Here is a 19,886-nt window from a genome sequence, read left to right as displayed (position 1 = left end):
TATGAAAGCCAGATTGTCTAACTTTTTAACTCTTGACCTTGGTAGTAGTAAAATAGCTTGTATTGCAGCATATATTGATAAAAGAGAAGATGCAAGAATAGTAAGCCAAGTTCTGCATCACTCAAAAGGTATTAAATCAGGAGTCATATTAGATTTAAAAGATGCGGAAAATAGCATAGTTGGAGCGATTTACGCATTAGAAAAAGATTGCGGTAAAAACATAAAAAAAATAACTATATCACTAACAGGCTATGGCACTAAGTCTTATTATGCAAATAGTAAAATAAAACTTTCTAATCAGCCAATTTCACCACAAGATATCAAAAAACTTATCAAAAAAGCCTTATTGGAATTCAAAATTAAAGACCAAGAAATTATTCATTATTTCCCTATAGAATTTACTCTTGATAATAATAATGCTATTGAAGATCCAATCGGAATGTTTGGCAAAGAATTAGGGTGTGAATTACATATTATCACAGCAAATTTTAATATGCTAATGAATATTACCAATTGTTTTGCAAAATGTCATGTGGAAATAAATAATATTATATTAGCAATTTATGCGTCAGGAATTGCTTGTCTTTCAGAAGATGAAAAAAATCTTGGCTCTATCATAATCGATATGGGGGCAAGAACTACCTCTTTTGGCGTGTTTGTCTCAGGCAAGTTAATATATACAAGCTACATAGATATAGGTAGCTTTCATATTACATCTGATATAGCAAAAGTCTTCTCAGTAAGCCTGAACGTTGCAGAAAAACTTAAGATTCTCTATGGTAATGCCATGCCATCTTCTCTTGATAAAGATAATATTATTAATTTAGAAGATTTTGAAATGGAAATTCCTGACAGTGGTAGACCAGCAATTACCTCAAAATATCTTGCCTGCGTCATCAGTCCAAGAGTAGAAGAAATATTGTTGATGGTTCAAGCTCAGCACGATAGAGTTGTGGCAGGCAATATGGTCGCCTACCGCATTGTTATTACTGGTGGAGGAGCGATGCTCCGGGGAGTAAAAGAGCTAGCAAGTAAAATTTTTGAGAAACAAGTACGAATTGGTAAACCGGAAATTTTACCAGGTTTTGCTGAAGATTATAATCCCCATATATATTCCACTGCTATAGGTATGGTAAAAACCCAATCTTTAAAAATACAAAAGAATAATTTTGATATTAATGATAATAATGATGCTAGTTGGTTTAAAAAATTTCTAATTTGGCTAAAAGAAAATATCTGAAAATAATCATTACATAATTGTCACTAAACTTGATATTTCCAATAATTTTTTTCACAAAAATACTTTACATATCAAATATATTTCTATATCATATAGAATATATCTTTTTATAAAAAGAGGCTCGGTATTGACTGTAGCTATTTGTCTCAACGAAAAGGATAACATTAAATTTATAAGGCAAATATTATGACTAGACTTACTGACATTATTAAAGATCTGCGTGCAGGAGTAGATATTAAGAAAATAGATTTGTATAAGAGCGGGATAGGCAATGAGGAAGTTAAGTTATTATTGCAAGCCTTAGAGAAGTATAATAACACCGTAACGGAGATAGACTTGGACAGCAACAGAATAACCAATGAGGGTGCTGGGTTGATAGCACATTTCTTAGAAGAAAATAGTTCTGTAACGTATATAGATTTGAGCAACAACAAGATAGGCAATGAGGGAGCTAGGTTGATACTAAAAGCTATAAGGAAAAACAACACCTTGACGGAAATAAATTTGCATAAAAACAAGACTTTGTCTACTAACGAGATAGACTATAACATACGAGAAAGTATATATAAAATATTAGAAAAAAATAGAGTACGAGCTGAAGAAGCCCAGGCTGAAGAAACCTTATCTAAGAAGAGCGATCAAGGAATAGATTCGATACAAGAAAAATTACCTGTTACTGGTACAAAGCTAGAAGAAAACCAAAATATCTCCAAAGGAATACAACAATTGAAACAGGATATGCAGGATGGTATTCTGGAACTTATTATACAGAAATTAAAGGAAATGGATCAAAAATTAGATGTCGTGATAGGAGAAGTAAAGGTGCTATCTAAGGAGCAATCCTCAATGCAAGTAGTATGGTGGTCTCCTTTGTCTAGACAAAAATTTAGCAATTTAGAGATATAATTCCCATGAAATTATGAGTCTATAATATACTTTGTGTAAGTTGCAAAAGTAAGCAGTAAGAAGTACTGTAAGAAAACAACTTATAAAAAGGTAAAATATGTCAGAAAAAATAAAAAAGAAGATATTAGAACTAAAAGATAATAATATAAGTAATAATTTAGTAGAAGAATTATTATCAAAAGCCGATCCATCTAAGTTGTTTGGCAAAGAAGGATTATTTCAACAACTAAAAAAGCAAATAGTTGAAAAAATATTAGAAAGTGAACTAGAGCATGAATTAGGTTATTCAAAGCATAGTAAAATGCCGAAAGTAGATAATAATCGTCGTAATGGTAGCTATGAAAAGACAATAATTGATGATGATGGTAGGAAGGTTACTCTGGAAGTACCAAGAGATCGAGAAGGAGAGTTTGTTCCGAAATTAATACCTAAAGGGCTGAGAAGATTCAGTGGATTTGACGATAAAGTTATCTCACTTTATGGTCGAGGAATGACAGTCAGTGAAATTCGAGGTCATTTGGAAGAAATATATCAAACTGAGGTTTCCGGTGATTTAATATCGACAATAACCGATGGAGTAATAGACGAAGTAACTAGGTGGCAAAATCGAGGTTTAGATAAGGTTTATCCAATATTATACTTAGACTGTATTCATGTTAAGTCTAGGGATAACCAGGTAGTGATAAATAAAGCAGTATATTTAGCGATTGCTGTTAATATAGAAGGAAAGAAGGAGTTGCTGGGTATTTGGGTAGGAAAAAATGAAGGTGCTAAATTCTGGATGCAAGTAGTTACTGAGTTAAAAAATCGAGGAGTAGAACAAATTTATGTTGCTTGTGTTGATGGTCTAAAAGGTTTTCCGGAAGCGATAAGTAGCATATTTCCTGCGACTATAGTACAGTTATGTATAGTTCATATGGTTCGCAATTCAGTGAAGTATGTCTCATATAAGGATTTAAAGGAGGTGACCACAGATTTGAAGCAAATTTATACAGCAAATAATGAAGAAATGGCAAGTCTAAAACTTCAACAATTTAGTTCAAAATGGGACAAAAAATATCCAGTAATTTCTGATATTTGGCAACGTAATTGGTGTGGGATAATCCCATTTTTTGCTTTTCCTGAGGAAATAAGAAAGGTAATTTATACAACAAATACCATTGAATCTGTCAACCGTCAAATTAGAAAAATCATCAAAAATAAGGGGGTGTTTCCAGATGATAAATCAATTCAGAAAATAATATTTTTAGCTCTGCAAAATGCATCTAAAAAATGGACTATGCCCATAAAAGATTGGTCATTAGCTTTGAATCAATTTGAAATACTTTGTGGTGATTTTAAATATGATTTATTGGAATGTAAAAAATAGAACTTACACAAAATAAATGATTGACTCTTGTTTTTCGATTAGGAGAGTCTAGTTTTCCCTGTCATACAAAAATCTCTAACCTCTCCTATAAAAGATTCAAATCCCTTATTCTCTTTAACTAATCTATTAGCCATATCCCAATCAATTTCTAACCTTTCTTTTGCAGGGATTAGTATTCGACCTTTCTCAACTTGATCTTTTATATTTAATAAAATAAATCCTATACCATGTCTAGCAGCAAGAATTTCCAGCTCCCGTAAAGTACTTCCGCCCTTGCCTTCTACTAAAGAAGAAGCTACTAAATATCCATAATTAGCCCATGAGGAATTTGATAGGGCTTGAAAAAAAGATTGTCGCACATTAGCACTATCAATTACGACCTTTACCTCAAAAGACCAAAGCTTAGCTTTTTTATCGGCAAATTGTTGCACACAATCCTTGATTGCTAATGCCCAATCTTTAGTAAGATCCTCCATTCCTACTAGATCAGGATGTAACCATTTATTACCGTTAGTACCTTTATAGTTTGAAGAACATTTGTCATTAATAATTTTGCTATGAACACCCAACTCTTGTAAAAGAAAGTCTGAAAGCTTTGGGTATATCTCTTTTTCTTTTATGTTTGGTTCTTTTTCAGTATATTCTCTCTCTACCTGCTCAGTTTCTTTAGTGTAATAATATCTACACGGATATTCTTCTCTTTTAATATTAGGTTCTTGTTTTTGTATGCTTTTAAACCAATTTTTATGCATTTCTCCACTAAGAATTCCTAACATCATTTTGTCCTTTCCCGATGAATCAGTTATATTATTCAGTGTTTCGTTTTTACTTCTTTCTGCTTTCTTTTTGACTTCCTCAGGATAAGTTTTTACTAGCCATTCAGCTATTTGAATAGGAGTAAATTTTTGTTCCTCATTGGCTCTAAGAAAACCAATAATTGCTTTGTTACGATTAAATTCCATAAATAATTCCACTAATTTTATAAGTCATTAATAAAATAATAATCAAAATAGCAAAAAGTTTAAATATAATTAGCAGATATAATTACAAGTTATTAGCTTTAAATTTAAATGTAATGACAATGTTGCAACTTATGCATTTTTAACAAATATCCAATCGTTATTGGAAGACTCGGTTTCGCTATATTGATAATTTTGTTTAGAACAGTGTTTTAATTTTTCCGGTAGGTCTATAAGATTTTCTGCAATAAAATTAAACATGCTGCCCCTAGCCTTTTTGGAATTTATTGCTATTATTTGTAATTTATTGTTTCTTCTTTCTTTAAAATATATATTAATTATTGGGTATTTAAGATCATTCTGATTAATGACGCAGGAATATTCATTGGATGCTAGGTTGATTAGATATTTATTTTGATGAGTTGCTAATATTTGATTTATATAATTGGTAATATCGTCTTGCCAGAAATTTGATAATTTTTCAAAATTTGGCAATTTTGTTGACATTTCTAGTCGATAAGGTTTTATTTTTTCAAAAACTCTTAGTGCACCGTATAAACCTGATATAATTAACGTGTGTCCTTGCAAGAAATCCCACTGCTCCGCGGTAAAATTCTTCCTATCAATGTTATTGTAAACATCCCCATCATAGGCAAATATCGCTTGCTTCTGAGGTTGGTTATCGAAATCTTGAAATCTATGATAATTAAGCTCAGCCAGTTTATCACTAACCCCCATTAACTGCTTAATCTGATTTTGTGACAAATTTTTACATATTTGTAAAAGAGCTTGTGTTTTAGTAAAAAAATGGGGTTGCATCGATGGCAACCCCACTATTTGAGAAGTAAAATCTTGAGTTTTCGCTGGTGAGATTATACTGAGCATACTATTTTACTGACTCAAGCAACTTTCTAACTCCATCTACTGATTTGTTAAATAAATCTTGCTCTTCATCGTTTAATTTTATTTCTACTATTTTTTCCACACCATTTTTACCAATAATAACCGGTACACCGACATACATATTGTTTACTCCATATTCCCCTTGAAGATAAGCAGCACAAGTTAATATTTTGCGTTTATCTTTTAGATAACTTTCTAACATTTCGATAGCAGATGTTGCCGGAGCGTAATAGGCAGAACCCGTTTTAAGTAGTGAAACAATTTCTCCACCACCATTTCTGGTACGATCTATTATCTCATTAATACGTTCCTTCGTTGACCATCCCATTTCGACTAAATCTAACACTGGTATCCCATTAATTGTCGAATATCTAATCAAAGGAACCATTGAATCACCATGCCCCCCAAGGACAAAACTACTAACATTTTCTACAGAAACATTAAATTCATGGGCTAAGAAAAGGTTAAATCTGGCTGAGTCAAGTACCCCGGCCATACCGACTACCCTATTGCTAGGTAATCCACTTTCCTTTAACATTACATAAACCATAGCATCAAGTGGATTGGTTACAACAATAACAAAAGCGTTCGGTGCATATTGTTTAATATTTTCTGCAACAGTTTTGATAACAGTGCTATTAACATTAATTAAATCATCACGACTCATTCCGGGTAAACGTGGTGCTCCAGCTGTAACAATTATTGCATCTGCACCTGCTATGTCTTTATAATCATTAGTACCTGTACTAATTACATCTGAACCTGTAATAGCTCCAGCTTGTGCTATATCTAAAGTCTTACCCTGCGAAAAGCCTTGAGATATATCAAACATAACTACGTCACCAAGTTCTCTTAGACTTATCAAATGGGCAAGTGTTCCACCGATATTGCCACTACCAATTAAAGCAATTTTTGTTTTTTTACTCATACTTCCTCCTGAAAAGTATTTTATGAATTCATTGAATCAAAGAATTCTGTATTAGTTTTAGTATTTTTAAGTTTATCAATTAAAAACTCTGCTGCATCTATAGTCCCCATTGGATTAATGATTCTACGAAGAACCCACATTTTGGTTAGAATGGCTTTATCAACCAATAACTCCTCTTTACGTGTGCCAGATTTAGTAATATCAATCGCAGGATAAATACGTTTATCAGCTATTTTGCGATCGAGAACTATTTCAGAATTACCAGTACCTTTAAATTCTTCAAAGATCACCTCATCCATACGCGAACCAGTATCAATTAAAGCAGTTCCTATTATAGTTAATGAACCACCATTCTCAATATTTCTTGCTGCTCCAAAGAATCTTTTTGGTCGTTGTAATGCATTTGCATCAACCCCCCCTGTGAGAACTTTACCAGAAGATGGGACAACAGTGTTATAAGCTCTGGCAAGTCTTGTTATTGCGTCAACCAATATTACCACATCTCTTTTATGCTCTACCAATCTCTTAGCTTTCTCAATAACCATTTCAGCAAGCTGAACGTGCCTAATAGCCGGTTCGTCAAAAGTTGAACTAACGACTTCCCCACGCACTGAACGCTGCATATCGGTTACTTCTTCTGGACGTTCATCGATTAACAGAACGATTAAAAATACTTCTGGATTATTGGTGGTAATAGCATGGGCGATATTTTGTAATAGAACAGTTTTACCAGTTCTTGGTGGAGCAACAATCAACGCCCGTTGTCCTTTACCCATAGGAGCCACCAATTCAATTATTCTGGTACTAAAATCCTTGCTATTATCTTCTAGTTCTAATGATAATTTTTTTTCAGGATAAAGTGGAGTCAAATTATCAAAATGTACTCTATGATATGCCTTAGAAGGCTCTTCAAAGTTAACTTTATTTACTTTCAGTAATGCAAAATAACGTTCTCCTGGTTTTGGAGCCCTAATTTGTCCTTCTACCGTGTCCCCTGTACGTAGTCCAAAGCGACGAATCTGACTTGGAGAAATATAAATATCATCAGGACCGGCGGAGTAATTTACCTCTGGGGATCTAAGAAATCCAAACCCATCAGGTAGAATTTCCAGTACACCTTCTCCTGAAATCAAATCACCCTGTTCAACAGATTTCTTGAGTATAGCAAAGACTAGCTCTTGCTTTAGCAAAGCACTAGAGTTCTCAATGTTAAGATTTTCTGCTTGTACTTGCAACTCTTCAGGTGATTTACGTTTTAATTGTTTGAGATTGATGGTAACAACACCATCTTTATTAGGGCTATCATACTTGATACTATTATTGTAATGGTTATCAGATGATTCCTTATTGTCGGTCACTATATTTCTTGTCATATTTTATTTTTTTTAGATTTAATTAAGATGAGACTTTTTAAAAACTGTATTCTTTCCAGCTCGTTTTGGTTTTCTCAGAGCATTCTGCTTTTGATCATTACTTTTGATCATTTTGTTGTCAAAATCAATCGAGGGAATCCTTGTGTACATTTGTACTAGGAGGCTGCCTGCGATAACTAATTAATTATATTTTAAGCTATTTTTCGACGAGAATAGATATGATTTTTGCAGAAATAGTATATCTATTTCAAGAAAACCATGTTTATTCGCAGCCAAAAAGAGCCAAATATAGAATTACTTTAGTTATTGAAGGCAACCTCCTAGGAGGCTACCTATGATAACTAATTAATTATCATAGGCAGTCTCCTAGCAGAACATTAAATATTCTTTATATTTCCGGATAGATAATTAATTTTTTGGGAATTGATACTAAGTGTAACCAACTTTACCGAATTATTTCACATTTGTCAAACATATTTATATAAAACAACCCTTACAAAGTAATTAAAAGTCACAATCAATAGCTGAATATACTTTGATATGGCCAATCTTCCTAAACTAACTATAATAGACGTCTTGTACTTTTCTGCAATTTTTAAATTATTCTGGGTTAGGTATTGCCTAAAAACATTAACATGATCCATTAAAGCTTCCCATATGCCTTTGTCAACCCATCTCTTAAATCTGCGATAAACACTGTACCAACAACCATAATAATCAGGCAGAAGACGCCATTGACAACCTGTTCTAGCAATAAACCATATTGCTTCAATAAACTGTCTTATTTTTTCCTCATTCTTGTTGTGTATAGCTTTTTTTTTCTTAAAAAATGATAAAATTGCTTCCCATGCTTGGTCTTCTATGTAATACTTCATATTGGTAGTTTCTTGGTTTCGATAACTAGAAACTACCATTTCTTCTTACTATTGCAACTTCTTTATTCTCCTCTGATAACTTAACATAAAATTTTGTCAACAGAACCTAGCTCTTTTTCGAAAAAGTGATAGCCTTCTTGTAATTCTTCCGATAGTTTATCTTTTTGATAAACCTGTAGGCGAGAAACTATTAAAGATAGAAGTTGACGAGAAGTTTTACTTAATTGCTTACCATAATTATTGGTAAGGTTTCGCCATTCAGGTGGGACGAAATTACCGACTATATTATAAAAGATAGTATCAGGATTTTCAACTAAGGCGTTGGGAAAAGTTAATGATTCTGCCATACTTCCTCCCCGTGAAAAACGGTTAAAAATAGACCTTTTTGTAGGTTAAATTTGGGGAGTTTTAATAAAAAAACAGCTATGAGATAGCCATAGAAATTTTTTTAGAGAATTATAAAATTGCTGAAAAGCCTTTATATCTGGTGGAGCCAGGGGGAATCGAACCCCCGACCTTTTGAATGCCATTCAAACGCTCTACCAACTGAGCTATGACCCCTAAAATATCCCATATATGGTCAACTGATGAGAAGTTGGGGACGTTGTCACTCGTCGCTCGCCTATTACTTATAGGCGTCGCTCCATCGTTCCTAGCCCCAAATTCTCCTGAATTAACTATAGTCATTGATGAGAAGTTGGTAACGGCATGCTACCCGCTCCTCCTGAATTGACATATATATTCACATTATTTGCAGAATATACTTATTAGTCCAGTTTTATACTATAATTATAAAGCTGAATCCATAAATTTTTTGAATATTTCGCTATTTTCTAATATTTTAAGCTCTTCTTTACACCAAGGAGAAAAGTTGGCTGAGTATTCCTCTGTGTATAACTTAAAATCTTGCCATTTAAGTAATTTTACTTCTGCTATTTCTTGTTCATTTATTCTGATAACATCATCTGATAAAGCTAAATATATCGGACATATCTCATTTTCCACAATATTATTTATAGCAAATTTATAACGATAATTAGCAATAAAATATACTTTCTGCAAGCTGACCAAGCCTAATTCAAATTTTGCATGCCTATAAACAGCTTGCTCGTAAGTTTCGTTAATTTGTGGATGTCCACAAAAACTATTAGACCAAAATCCACCCCAGGTTTTTTTGAGTAAGCTTCTTCTTTGTATCAAGATGTCCTTTTGACTATTGAAAAGAAACACAGAAACCCCTCTATGCAATGGTGTATTAGAATTATGAACCGTCAATTTATCCTCTGTTCCAAGAATATTATCTTGTTCATCAACTAATACAACATGTATACTCGAATGCTTTGAAGAATTGGTTCTGCAAAACTTCGGGGCATTCGCGTGTTCATGTACTAAATGTACACTCCGCTCATTTGAATATGACATTAATTATTTACTCCTACTAACAAATATTTTTCTATAATAGCTAAATAATTACCTAAAATCTGTTGGTTTTTATTAACAAATTCTAAGGCATTAGTCTGATAAATTTTAGCTTCCTCGATACCAGTTTCAGATAGCAAATATTCCATTTTATTCAATAAATCACTTTCGTTTTGAATTTGCGTAGCAGCTTTATTTGCAAGCATTTCATTAGCAATATTAGCAAAATTACTCATATCTGGTCCAAATATAATATAATTAGCAAAATATGCTGGTTCAAGTACGTTATGTCCACCTTGTTTAAATGAACCGCCAACAAATGAAATATAAGATATGCTAAAAAATAATCCTAGTTCTCCAAATTTATCAACAATGTAAAGATCATCAGTCAGAATAGGTATATTTTGTTCAGACTTGATACTATAGGTTAAATTTAGTTGGGTACACGCTTTCCCTATATCATTTTTACGTTCAGGATGGCGTGGAATTAGAATAAAATAGCAATTTGGATATCGTTGTTTTATTGGTTTTATAATATTCAGTAATACTGTTTCATCTTCCAGATGAGTGCTGGCAAATACAATAATTCTTTTAGCACTCATATATTGTGCTAAAATTGTTAATTCTTGTTCATTTACCGGTAATTTTTTGTTGGCAAATTTGATATTGCCTAAATTATTTATATTGCTCATACCAAGTTGCATAAATTTTTCATAATCGATGTTACTTTGAACAATAATTTCACTAAAATTAGAGGTGATTGCCCTAAAAAATGAGCTTATTTTTTTCCATGATGCAAATGATTTATCAGAAATACGAGCATTCAGTAATAATAATTTACAATGTTTCTTCCCTTCGCTAATTAGACATGGCCATAATTCTGATTCAACAAAGATTCCTAGAGTTGGTTGCCAATTTCTAAAAAATTTCTTAACAAAAATAATATTGTCTATAGGAATTAGTTGATGAACAGCATTTACAGGTAACTTTTGTTGTAATATTTTTGCAGAAGATTTGGTTCCTGAAGTAACCAAAAACTTTAAGGTGGTTTTTGGCATCGTTCTTTTTAGCCAAAGATCATTAATATTTTCAACTAAGGTAAGAGCTATCATAGATTCCCCTACACTGGCGGCATGTATCCAAACTAAAGTTTCATTTCGTTTATAGTTAATTGATGAGAAGTTGCTGACGTCGTTACTCGTCGCTTGCCTATTACTTATAGGCGTCACTCCATCGTTCCTACTACCCAATCCTCCTGAATTGATTATAGTATGTGTATGCCCAATAGCAAAACGTTCCCCTATACGCTTTATATCTTCTTTGCCAACAATAACTCTCAATACCAATAAAAGAACATATAGTGGAAGAAATAGGAAACTTAAGATATGATATAAATAGATCATGAGTTTATTTCACTGATGTTTAATGCTTGGGCTAAATTAATATCATCTTGATTTTCATTGCCCATAAAAATTAGTGGCAAACCTATAAAAGCCGTTATTTTACCAAAAGGTAGCGGCATAATCAGTTTATCCCAACTTTTAAGTAAAAAATATCTAGAAGCCTTACAAGAAACCGGTATTAATTTTATATTATATTTTTGAGCCACTTTGTTAATATTACTATTTATTTTGTAAATAGGTCCACGCGGACCATCTGGGGTAATTACTATATTACTACCATTATGTAATTTTTTGATAATGGCTTTTAAAGCTACCACAGAATTTTTATTAGTAGAGCCATTTATTACCCCAAAGCCGAATTTATTGACAATATCACTAATTATTTTACCATCAGAATGAGGAGAAATAAGGGCATGGATGTCTTTATGACCGGTAAATATTCCTGGACCCAAAGCGAGCCTGTTATGCCAAAAAGCAAAAATTGCCCCTTTTTGTGCTAAAAATTGCTGTTCATTGTAACCATCTGGAAAAACAAACTGCCAACGACAGGTAAAATAAACCACTCTCAAATAACTATACAATAATTTAGTGACTACACTAAGTGCAAAATTATTCTTTTTAAGAAGTTTCTTGATCATTTTAATTGATGACAAGCATTTTTTATACGCAAGCATGCTTGCTCCAAATTTTTTATCGAAGTTGCGTAAGAAATTCTGAAATAATTTTCTAAACCGAATGCAATACCAGGAACAACTGCCACACTACATTCTTCAAGCAAATATTCTCCAAAATCATTACTATCTTTGATAATTTTATTAGAGGGGGTTTTAAGCCCAAATAATTCATTACATTTAGGAAATAAATAGAATGCTCCTGCCGGCTTATAACAACTAATACCCTTGATATCATTTAGGATTGATAAGGTTAAGTCACGTTTTTCTTGAAAGTTTTTTGCATTAGACTTAATAAAATCTTGAGGGCCAGTTAAAGCTTCAATGGCTGCCATTTGGCTTATAGAGCAAGGATTAGAAGTACTTTGTGACTGAATAATAGCCATTGCCTTAATTAATGATTTAGTACCAGCTCCGTATCCTATACGCCATCCTGTCATAGAATAAGCTTTTGATACACCATTAACCGTAAATATTCGATCTTTTAAATCCGGTGCCACTTGAGCAAAAGTATAAAACTTAAAATCATCAAAAATAATATGCTCATAAATATCATCAGACATAATATTTATGTTGGGATATTTGCGTAATAATTCAGCAATATCAGCTAATTCTTGATAAGAATATGCCCCCCCTGTTGGATTACTCGGCGAATTAATAATTAACCATTTAGTTTTTTTGCTAATTACTCGCTCTAGAACATTAACAGTAAGTTTAAAATTATTTTCCATGTTACAATTAACAAATACCGGAATACCGTCAGCTAATATTACCATATCTGGGTATGAAACCCAGTATGGACTAGGAATAATTACTTCATCACCGGGGTTAAGGGATGCCATAAACAAATTATAGATTACTTGTTTTCCTCCACTGGATACGATTATCTCGTCTAAATCATAATCTAAATTATTTTCATACTTGAATTTGTTCTGTACCGCTTGTTTAAGCTCCAATACACCATCAACATTAGTATATTTTGTTAAACCATCTCGCACAGCCTTAATTGCAGCTTCCTTGATATTATTTGGCGTATCAAAGTCAGGCTCACCAGCCCCAAGGGAGATTATGTCTCTGCCTAGTTTTTTTAGTTCAAATGTTTTTTTGACTAAGGCTAAAGTAGGGGATGGCTTTATTAAATCTAATCGTTTAGCAATAAGTGACATAGTAGAACCTATATAATTTTATCAAGTATACTCAAATCATTAGAGTATATACTATATTTGTTTTCAAAAAACAATTCTTGAGCGAGTTAAATTATTATATTATTATTTTATATATAAATTAATATGAAATAACAATATGACAAGTTTATCTATTACTTTACCATTATAGTTAACCTGATTAGCATTTAGTCATTTGTCTCAACTAAAAGGGCGTCATTCCCGCGTAGGCGGGAATCTATAATATCTCAGGGTTTTTATGCAATATTTTAGATTCCCGCCTACGCGGGAATGACAAACATTATTAAATTCAGAATTACCACAAGAAGAGAAAAAATGGTGGAGCAAAGAGGGATTAGATTTATTTTATGTATAGTCAATTCAGGAGAATTTGGGGCTAGGAGCGACGAGTAATGACGTCCCCAACTTCTCATCAATTGACTATAATTATAGACAAAGTCATTAGTGCTAGTTAATATATATGCTATTATATATATTAACAAAATCAAATTTCATAGACTTTATGTTTGGCAGCAAAATTATTTATAACAGTTACGGTTTAATAAAGGATAAGATGAGATCATGCTATCATTTTTGCAAAAATTTTCCATCTTGGTATATGGAGAAAATTTTTACGTTGATCAATTATTTTACCGATGTAAAATATAAGGTAACACACTTAAAAGAAACTAATTTAAAGCTTGGTATAGAACATTTATATAAGAATAACTTAAATGACGCTATATTAAGGTTTAAATTGGTTGATAAATTTTTTTCTAATTCAGACCAAGCTATAGTCAATTCAGGGGAATTTGGGGCTAGGAGCGATGGAGCGACGCCTATAAGTAATAGGCGAGCAACGAGGGACGACGTCACCAACTTCTCCTCAATTGACTATAATTCTTGCCAAGTTAATTACTGGCTTGGTTGGACATATTTCTTAAAAAATAATTATCAGAAGGCTTTGTATCATCTACAAAAAGCTTCTGAATCTGATCCAGTCAAGTTAGGAACTTTTTTACAAAATTATAATAATTCGTCAGATATTCCTCAGCAAATTTGGCATCAATATAGAAATCTTACGGCTGAATATTATAACAACAAATTTTGTAGTAATAAGCAACTATACCTACCTCATAATTTTGTCAGTAGGATTATGAGTGGCATAACAGATTTGCCTGATAATTACCGCATTTTAGAGCTAGGTAGTAATACAGGTTTAGTGGGGGCTGAGGTTAAAAAGCGTTTTCCTGATAGCTTTACTTTTACTGGTGTAGAAAGTTCAGAAGCCATGAATGTTTTTGCCCTAAATATGAATATCTATGATAATATACTAGAAGTTTCTATACCAGACTTTATTAAGCAACATTCTAATAAATATGATGTGATATTAAGTTTTAACGCTCTTTCTTTTACTAAGAATCTGTCAACTTACTTTAATGATATTTATTCAATAGTCGATAAATTAGGATATTTTGCATTTTGTTTGCCAATAAATAACGTTACAAATCTTTCATTAAAAAGAAAAGAATTTATTTTTGCTATAACAGATATCAAGGAAGCTTTAAGTCAAACTAAATTCACTGTATTAAGTAGTGAGGAATTAGTTATAGAAAAAAATGATAAATACTATATGGTGGTTTGTAAGAAAAATCATTGATGAAACCTATAATGAAGAGATTTATATTACTATCATTAGTTATACTTAACTTTTTTAACCTAACCGCAATAGCGGATGTTCAAAATACTCAAGATAATGATGATTTTCAGTATGTTTATAGTGCCAAGAATGGTTGTATGCAAGTCTATGATCCTTATGAAAAACTGAATCGTAAAATCTTTGTCTTTAACTCCATTTTAGATTATCTGTTTTTGCGACCTATTACTATAGGCTATAAACAATTTACTAATGATTATACCAAAGCTAGAGTGAGTAGTTTTCTAGATAACATTACTATACCTTTGACTGCTGTCAATTATGGTTTACAGATGAATTATGATCAAACTATGAAGAGTATATGGAGATTTCTTATCAATAGTACATTTGGTATAGGCGGATTATTTGACGTAGCAAGTAAAATTGGCTTAAAAGTTACCAAACAAACTTTGGGGAATACTTTAGCTCATTATGGAGTAGGGCCTGGACCATACTTAGTCCTACCATTTATTGGTGCTACTAATGCAAGAGACTTCACAGATCCGGTATTTACAAATAGTTATTTAAATCCTATAATGTATAGGGTACATAGGAATTTTGAAATGGTAGTATCTAGTGTACAAATTATAGATACTAGGTTAGGATTATTACCATTTACTGACTATATAACACGTAGTTCTACCGATCCTTACATAGCTGTAAGATCAGCTATGCATCAAAATCGGGAATCTGTAATTGCCTATCCTAAACAATTTAAATGCCCTAAACCTAACTAAATTATAGAAAATTATGAAAAAATTTATTGTTTGCTTAATTTTAAATTTCCTGTCTTTGTCAGCCTATTCAACTGCTAATGATAATAATGCGGGGGTTGATAGCTATGTTAATCAGCTAATAAAAAATGGTCTAGAGGTATTTAATGATCAAAATTTAACTCAAGATGGCAAAATTGCTAAAAGTAAGATGCTAATTTTAGCTAACCTGGATTTAGATTGGATGGCTAAATTTACCCTTGGGGTCTACAGAAGAACTTTAACCCCTGAACAAATTAAACAATTTACAGAAGTTTATGGTAATTATGTCAGTACAGTCTATGCTGATTTGGTGAAAAATTATCATGGTCAACAACCTAAAGTTGAACAAGTGCGTATTCTTGATAAAGGTGAGTTTATGGTAGAAATGTTGATAGGAACAGCTAAAGTAAACTACTTGGTACGTCAAAAAGATGCAAGCGATAATTCTAGTTTTAAAGTTTCAGATGTTATTACGGAAGGTGTTAGTATGATCAGTTCCCAACAGTCAGAGTTCATGAATATTCTCAGTAATAGTGGTTTTGATACATTGATCGATGAATTGGTAAAGAAGTCATAAGCTTTTTCGTCATTACCAGTGAACATGAAGATTATTATGTGGATTGCTTCGTCGCTACTAAAGTAGCTCCTCGCAATCTGATATATCCCCACGAAATTGTTGCAAAATAGCAAGAATTGATAGAATATCATCATTATTTAATGATGATGGAGATAGTAGGTTATGGATGTAAAAACAGTATTAAATGAAGTAATAAAAGAACATTGTCCTTTTATACATAATAATCGTTTAAATGCGTTACTTGATGTTGCAGAAGACTTGACAGTAAAAGATAAAAAGATTTATTCGTATTTTACCCTTGGGAAATTTATTATTGAATTTAATTATTTGCATGCCATAAAACCATTGGTAGAATCCCTGGCATCTATTGACGATACCAGGTATAGGGTTAATTACTGCTACAGCCTTAATAGCGTCAATAGGTAATGCTAGTTGTTTTGAAAATGGTAGGCAATTATCAGCATGGCTAGGATTAGTACCAAGGCAACATTCTAGTGGTGGCAAAGATAAGTTGCTTGGCATTAGTAAAAGAGGTGATATATATTTACGCACTTTGTTGATTCAAGGAGCAAGAGCAGTACTGAATAGTAAAATAAGATTTACCACGGAAGAGCAAAAATCTAAAAAAGATTATAGCAAGTTTACCGAGTGGATGTTTAATTTATCTGAACGAAATGGGCATAATAAAACAACTGTTGCAGTAGCTAACAAACTAGCAAGGGTGGTGTTTGCGGTACTCAGTTCAGGCAATGACTATACCGAGAGTAAAGTTTGTAGCTAAAGAATTGGTACAAACTAGTTGTTGACGAGATAATATTATAGGTAAATAGAAATTTAATAGATTCTAATCCGGAATATGCGAAAGAATGATAATATTGATGGTAAATAAGACGAACCTTAGCTTACGAAAAAACTGAACAATCCAATGGCTCGTTAGAAGTCGATGAAATGATAAGTATAAGTTTGTAAGCCAGCGAATTCCATCAGGGCTATAGGTGTAGTGGCTCGCTTTCGAAATGACATTGGCTTGCTTTCATTGTAAAAATCGGCTCAAATTAAATGACTTTAAAAATTCAATCTGGCTCACTTTAATTGACCACCAAAAATATCTGGCTCAAATTAAACGATTCTATACTTTCCTTCGGCTCACATTATTTAACATTATCATTTGACATTATCATTAATTTTTTGGGGTGTGATATAATAGATAATTAGATAAAAACGGTCATTATTTTTATAATATAAATTAAGATAAAATCATTGGTATTTTTATAAGAAATATTATAATAATATACTTATTATTCGCTTTTCTTTTAAGTATGATTTAATCATAAAAAATAATTAGTGTTATGAGCAAAACAATAGCATATTTACGAGTATCAACTATTGACCAAGATCTTGAAAAAAATAAAGCAGCTATTTTATATTTAGCCAATGAAAGGAATTTAGGTAGGGTTTCTTTTGTTGAGGAAATTATCTCAGGTAAAATTAATTGGCGTAAACGTAAGATTGCTATAATTTTAGATGAGATGAAGAATGGGGATAAAATTATTGTTAGCGAATTATCAAGATTAGGTCGTAGTATGCTTGAATGTATGGAGATTTTATCAATAGCGACTGCAAAAGGTGTTGCTATTTATGCTGTTAAGGGTAACTGGCAATTAGATAATACCATTCAAAGCAAAATTGTTGCTATGGCATTTTCTATGGCTTCAGAGATAGAACGTGATTTGATTTCTAAACGTACTACTGAAGCTTTACGAGTACGTAAAGAAGCTGGTATGAGTTTAGGTCGCCCACAAGGAATAGGTAAAAGCAAACTAGATATTTATCGTCCTGAAATTGAAGCTCTATTAGCTAATGGGGCGACTCAAAAGTTTATCGCAATGCGGTATGGTTGTACGGAAGCTAACCTACATCACTGGCTTAAAAAAAGGGGGATTAGCAAAATTTCACATACTTCTTTAAAACAGGCTGTATAGAATGGCAAAAAAGCCTCTTCCTACTGAGATAATAGTAACTTTATATCACCAACTTGCTAATTTATCTGCAAAGCATCCAGATAGGAATAAACTTATTAAAGAAACCGCTGAGGTTTTCAGTGTTTCATTTTCTACAGTACGTCGTGCAATTAAAAACTATAGTCAGCCTCGTTCTATCAAGCGTGCTGATTACAATAAGCCAAGGAAAACTAGCTTTGAGGAAATGTTACGTTATTGTGAATTGATTGCTGCACTTAAAATTCGTTCAACTAATCGTAAAGGGAAGCAACTCTCTACACCTAGAGCTATAGCAATATTGGAGGATCATGGAGTAGAGGTAGATGGTAAGCAAATTATCCCTACTAAAGGTTTACTTACTAAACCCACAGTTAATCGTTATTTAAAGCAACTTGGTCTTAACTCAAAAAATTTCTTGCGTGAACCAGTAGTAGTGAGATTTCAAGCTACATATAGCAATGAGTGTTGGCAACTTGATTTTACTCCATCTGACTTAAAATATTTACCACAAAGCAGCACTGGTGAAAGTCAGCCTCTATTACTTGCCAGTGTAGTAGATGATAGAAGTGGCATGACTTACCAAGAGTATCAGTTGAGCGAAGGCGAGAATGTATTAATGGCGTTACGGTTTTTGTTTAATGCTATATCTCAAAAAAGTCAAAAACATTTTCCTTTTCAAGGGATTCCTATGATGATTTATCTTGATAATGGAGCTATAGCAAAAAGCCTAGTTTTTAGGCGAGTATGTCAGCAATTAGGTATTGAACTTCGCCCTCATATGCCGGCAGGAAGTGATGGAAGACGCACTACCGCCCGTTCAAAAGGCAAAGTAGAACGAGTATTTAATACTGTGCAAAATCAATTAGAAACATTGTATCATTTTCATAAGCCATCTTCTTTGGAAGAAGCCAACAGCTGGCTTTGGAATTATCTTGCCCATTATAATAGTTTACCGCACCGTAGTGAAAAACATTCTCGTTTAGAAGATTGGCAAGCAAATTTACCACCAGAAGGTTTTCGACAAGCATGTACATGGGAGCGTTTTTGTCAAATGGCACGGGAACCGGATGAACGTCAAGTAGCTTCTGATGCTTGTGTTACTATAGAAGGAGTACGCTATCAACTTACTGGAGAAATGGCTGGTGAAAAAGTAATACTGTTATTTGGATTGTTTGATAATGAATTACATGTTGAATTTCAAGGACAAAAGCATGGTCCATTTTACCCAGCAACAGGTCCCATTCCTTTACATAGTTATCGATCTTTTAAAAAGACAAAAATAGAGAAGCAACTGGATAAGATAGAAGAGTTAGCAAAAAAATTATCTTTACCACGTTCTGTACTTACTGGGCAATTTGGTAGTGGTCTAAAGCTTATACAACAGGCAAAATTGGTAACTACTGAAGAAAAGTCTCAGCCATTTATACCGTTTGAAGAACATGACATAGAAATGGCATATTTTAAAACAGGGGTGGAAGCAAAATTAGCTATTGCCAAATTTTTAGGTAAACCTCTAGCTACTATATCCGAATCACAACGTCTAGTACTTGATAATTTAATCAGTGAAAGCTTACACAAAGTCACTTTATTAAATAAAGTAAGAGAATTTTTTAAATTAAGATTAGTTTCTAATCAAACATAAGGATTAT

The 19,886-nt window shown here is 32.6% G+C and carries 19 protein-coding genes, 1 tRNA gene and 2 pseudogenes; 11 read left to right on the top strand and 11 right to left on the bottom strand.

Annotated elements, in window-relative coordinates; genetic code table 11:
• The first annotated feature begins 1 nt into the window (after position 1).
• The 3 genes from ftsA to AAGD20_RS02705 all read left to right on the top strand — a co-directional run bounded on the left by ftsA (position 2) and on the right by AAGD20_RS02705 (position 3,515).
• Entirely contained in the window at positions 2 to 1,240 is a 1,239-nt protein-coding gene (ftsA, locus tag AAGD20_RS02715) for a cell division protein FtsA (RefSeq protein ID WP_341749296.1), read from the top strand.
• Between the two features lie 186 nt (positions 1,241 to 1,426).
• Positions 1,427 to 2,146, top strand: coding sequence for a hypothetical protein (locus tag AAGD20_RS02710; RefSeq protein ID WP_341749295.1), 720 nt, complete (start codon positions 1,427 to 1,429; stop codon positions 2,144 to 2,146).
• Positions 2,147 to 2,243: 97 nt separating this feature from the next.
• Complete coding sequence (locus AAGD20_RS02705; protein ID WP_341748792.1) at positions 2,244 to 3,515, top strand: IS256 family transposase; 1,272 nt, start codon at positions 2,244 to 2,246, stop codon at positions 3,513 to 3,515.
• Between the two features lie 38 nt (positions 3,516 to 3,553).
• Here AAGD20_RS02705 and AAGD20_RS02700 read toward each other — a convergent pair whose 3' ends face one another.
• The 11 genes from AAGD20_RS02700 to AAGD20_RS02650 all read right to left on the bottom strand — a co-directional run bounded on the left by AAGD20_RS02700 (position 3,554) and on the right by AAGD20_RS02650 (position 13,212).
• Positions 3,554 to 4,477, bottom strand: coding sequence for a hypothetical protein (locus tag AAGD20_RS02700; protein ID WP_341749294.1), 924 nt, complete (start codon positions 4,475 to 4,477; stop codon positions 3,554 to 3,556).
• A gap of 129 nt (positions 4,478 to 4,606) precedes the next feature.
• Positions 4,607 to 5,359, bottom strand: coding sequence for a peroxide stress protein YaaA (locus AAGD20_RS02695; RefSeq protein WP_341749293.1), 753 nt, complete (start codon positions 5,357 to 5,359; stop codon positions 4,607 to 4,609).
• A gap of 1 nt (position 5,360) precedes the next feature.
• A complete protein-coding gene (mdh, locus tag AAGD20_RS02690) occupies positions 5,361 to 6,305 on the bottom strand; it encodes a malate dehydrogenase (protein WP_341749292.1) in 945 nt (314 codons plus the stop codon).
• A gap of 20 nt (positions 6,306 to 6,325) precedes the next feature.
• Positions 6,326 to 7,666, bottom strand: coding sequence for a transcription termination factor Rho (rho, locus tag AAGD20_RS02685; protein ID WP_410520913.1), 1,341 nt, complete (start codon positions 7,664 to 7,666; stop codon positions 6,326 to 6,328).
• 479 nt (positions 7,667 to 8,145) lie between these two features.
• Complete coding sequence (locus AAGD20_RS02680) at positions 8,146 to 8,592, bottom strand: transposase (protein ID WP_341749290.1); 447 nt, start codon at positions 8,590 to 8,592, stop codon at positions 8,146 to 8,148.
• Positions 8,593 to 8,633: 41 nt separating this feature from the next.
• Positions 8,634 to 8,900 (bottom strand): hypothetical protein, encoded by a 267-nt coding sequence (locus tag AAGD20_RS02675; protein WP_341749289.1) that lies wholly within the window; start codon positions 8,898 to 8,900, stop codon positions 8,634 to 8,636.
• 138 nt (positions 8,901 to 9,038) lie between these two features.
• A tRNA-Ala gene (locus tag AAGD20_RS02670) sits at positions 9,039 to 9,114 on the bottom strand.
• Positions 9,115 to 9,342: 228 nt separating this feature from the next.
• Entirely contained in the window at positions 9,343 to 9,975 is a 633-nt protein-coding gene (gene idi / locus AAGD20_RS02665; protein ID WP_341749288.1) for an isopentenyl-diphosphate Delta-isomerase, read from the bottom strand.
• Positions 9,975 to 11,375 carry a lipid IV(A) 3-deoxy-D-manno-octulosonic acid transferase gene (waaA, locus tag AAGD20_RS02660; RefSeq protein WP_341749287.1) on the bottom strand — a complete coding sequence of 467 codons (1,401 nt, stop codon included), beginning with the start codon at positions 11,373 to 11,375 and terminating at the stop codon, positions 9,975 to 9,977. Before waaA ends, idi begins: the two co-directional genes overlap by 1 nt.
• A complete protein-coding gene (locus tag AAGD20_RS02655; protein WP_341749286.1) occupies positions 11,372 to 12,013 on the bottom strand; it encodes a lysophospholipid acyltransferase family protein in 642 nt (213 codons plus the stop codon). The genes waaA and AAGD20_RS02655 overlap by 4 nt, the downstream gene beginning before the upstream one ends.
• Positions 12,010 to 13,212, bottom strand: a complete 1,203-nt coding sequence (locus tag AAGD20_RS02650) for a pyridoxal phosphate-dependent aminotransferase (protein ID WP_341749285.1) — start codon at positions 13,210 to 13,212, stop codon at positions 12,010 to 12,012. The genes AAGD20_RS02655 and AAGD20_RS02650 overlap by 4 nt, the downstream gene beginning before the upstream one ends.
• 288 nt (positions 13,213 to 13,500) lie before the next feature.
• On the opposite strand from AAGD20_RS02650, the gene AAGD20_RS02645 reads away from it, so the two are divergent.
• From AAGD20_RS02645 to AAGD20_RS02610, 8 genes and pseudogenes are all read left to right on the top strand, one after another.
• Positions 13,501 to 13,623 (top strand): hypothetical protein, encoded by a 123-nt coding sequence (locus tag AAGD20_RS02645; RefSeq protein ID WP_341749284.1) that lies wholly within the window; start codon positions 13,501 to 13,503, stop codon positions 13,621 to 13,623.
• Between the two features lie 67 nt (positions 13,624 to 13,690).
• Positions 13,691 to 14,698, top strand: a pseudogene (locus AAGD20_RS02640) (palindromic element RPE2 domain-containing protein); the annotation flags it as partial.
• Positions 14,699 to 14,880: 182 nt separating this feature from the next.
• Complete coding sequence (locus AAGD20_RS02635; protein ID WP_341749283.1) at positions 14,881 to 15,642, top strand: VacJ family lipoprotein; 762 nt, start codon at positions 14,881 to 14,883, stop codon at positions 15,640 to 15,642.
• 13 nt (positions 15,643 to 15,655) lie between these two features.
• Complete coding sequence (locus AAGD20_RS02630; protein WP_094649780.1) at positions 15,656 to 16,237, top strand: phospholipid-binding protein MlaC; 582 nt, start codon at positions 15,656 to 15,658, stop codon at positions 16,235 to 16,237.
• 162 nt (positions 16,238 to 16,399) lie between these two features.
• Positions 16,400 to 16,663, top strand: coding sequence for a hypothetical protein (locus AAGD20_RS02625; RefSeq protein WP_341749282.1), 264 nt, complete (start codon positions 16,400 to 16,402; stop codon positions 16,661 to 16,663).
• Positions 16,602 to 17,018: pseudogene (locus tag AAGD20_RS02620) on the top strand (IS110 family transposase); the annotation flags it as partial. The gene AAGD20_RS02625 and the pseudogene AAGD20_RS02620, both read left to right, overlap by 62 nt.
• A 568-nt stretch (positions 17,019 to 17,586) precedes the next feature.
• Positions 17,587 to 18,219: a recombinase family protein gene (locus AAGD20_RS02615; RefSeq protein WP_341749281.1), complete on the top strand. Its 633-nt coding sequence runs from the start codon at positions 17,587 to 17,589 to the stop codon at positions 18,217 to 18,219.
• A gap of 1 nt (position 18,220) precedes the next feature.
• Complete coding sequence (locus tag AAGD20_RS02610) at positions 18,221 to 19,879, top strand: IS481 family transposase (protein WP_341749280.1); 1,659 nt, start codon at positions 18,221 to 18,223, stop codon at positions 19,877 to 19,879.
• Positions 19,880 to 19,886 lie beyond the last annotated feature (7 nt).

The sequence above is a fragment of the Candidatus Tisiphia endosymbiont of Sialis lutaria genome, assembly GCF_964026535.1.
Classification (GTDB): Bacteria; Pseudomonadota; Alphaproteobacteria; order Rickettsiales; family Rickettsiaceae; genus Tisiphia.
The sequence above is the reverse complement of the archived record's forward strand: the minus strand, read 5'-3'. Positions and strand labels throughout refer to the sequence as shown.

Excerpts from the sequence above, each read along its gene's own strand:
- ftsA (WP_341749296.1), top strand. The coding sequence starts at position 2 with ATGAAAGCCAGATTGTCTAACTTTTTAACTCTTGACCTTGGTAGTAGT.
- AAGD20_RS02710 (WP_341749295.1), top strand. The coding sequence starts at position 1,427 with ATGACTAGACTTACTGACATTATTAAAGATCTGCGTGCAGGAGTAGAT.
- AAGD20_RS02705 (WP_341748792.1), top strand. The coding sequence starts at position 2,244 with ATGTCAGAAAAAATAAAAAAGAAGATATTAGAACTAAAAGATAATAAT.
- AAGD20_RS02700 (WP_341749294.1), bottom strand. The coding sequence starts at position 4,477 with ATGGAATTTAATCGTAACAAAGCAATTATTGGTTTTCTTAGAGCCAAT.
- AAGD20_RS02695 (WP_341749293.1), bottom strand. The coding sequence starts at position 5,359 with ATGCTCAGTATAATCTCACCAGCGAAAACTCAAGATTTTACTTCTCAA.
- mdh (WP_341749292.1), bottom strand. The coding sequence starts at position 6,305 with ATGAGTAAAAAAACAAAAATTGCTTTAATTGGTAGTGGCAATATCGGT.
- AAGD20_RS02680 (WP_341749290.1), bottom strand. The coding sequence starts at position 8,592 with ATGGTAGTTTCTAGTTATCGAAACCAAGAAACTACCAATATGAAGTAT.
- AAGD20_RS02675 (WP_341749289.1), bottom strand. The coding sequence starts at position 8,900 with ATGGCAGAATCATTAACTTTTCCCAACGCCTTAGTTGAAAATCCTGAT.
- idi (WP_341749288.1), bottom strand. The coding sequence starts at position 9,975 with ATGTCATATTCAAATGAGCGGAGTGTACATTTAGTACATGAACACGCG.
- waaA (WP_341749287.1), bottom strand. The coding sequence starts at position 11,375 with ATGATCTATTTATATCATATCTTAAGTTTCCTATTTCTTCCACTATAT.
- AAGD20_RS02655 (WP_341749286.1), bottom strand. The coding sequence starts at position 12,013 with ATGATCAAGAAACTTCTTAAAAAGAATAATTTTGCACTTAGTGTAGTC.
- AAGD20_RS02650 (WP_341749285.1), bottom strand. The coding sequence starts at position 13,212 with ATGTCACTTATTGCTAAACGATTAGATTTAATAAAGCCATCCCCTACT.
- AAGD20_RS02645 (WP_341749284.1), top strand. The coding sequence starts at position 13,501 with ATGACAAACATTATTAAATTCAGAATTACCACAAGAAGAGAAAAAATG.
- AAGD20_RS02635 (WP_341749283.1), top strand. The coding sequence starts at position 14,881 with ATGAAGAGATTTATATTACTATCATTAGTTATACTTAACTTTTTTAAC.
- AAGD20_RS02630 (WP_094649780.1), top strand. The coding sequence starts at position 15,656 with ATGAAAAAATTTATTGTTTGCTTAATTTTAAATTTCCTGTCTTTGTCA.
- AAGD20_RS02625 (WP_341749282.1), top strand. The coding sequence starts at position 16,400 with ATGGATGTAAAAACAGTATTAAATGAAGTAATAAAAGAACATTGTCCT.
- AAGD20_RS02615 (WP_341749281.1), top strand. The coding sequence starts at position 17,587 with ATGAGCAAAACAATAGCATATTTACGAGTATCAACTATTGACCAAGAT.
- AAGD20_RS02610 (WP_341749280.1), top strand. The coding sequence starts at position 18,221 with ATGGCAAAAAAGCCTCTTCCTACTGAGATAATAGTAACTTTATATCAC.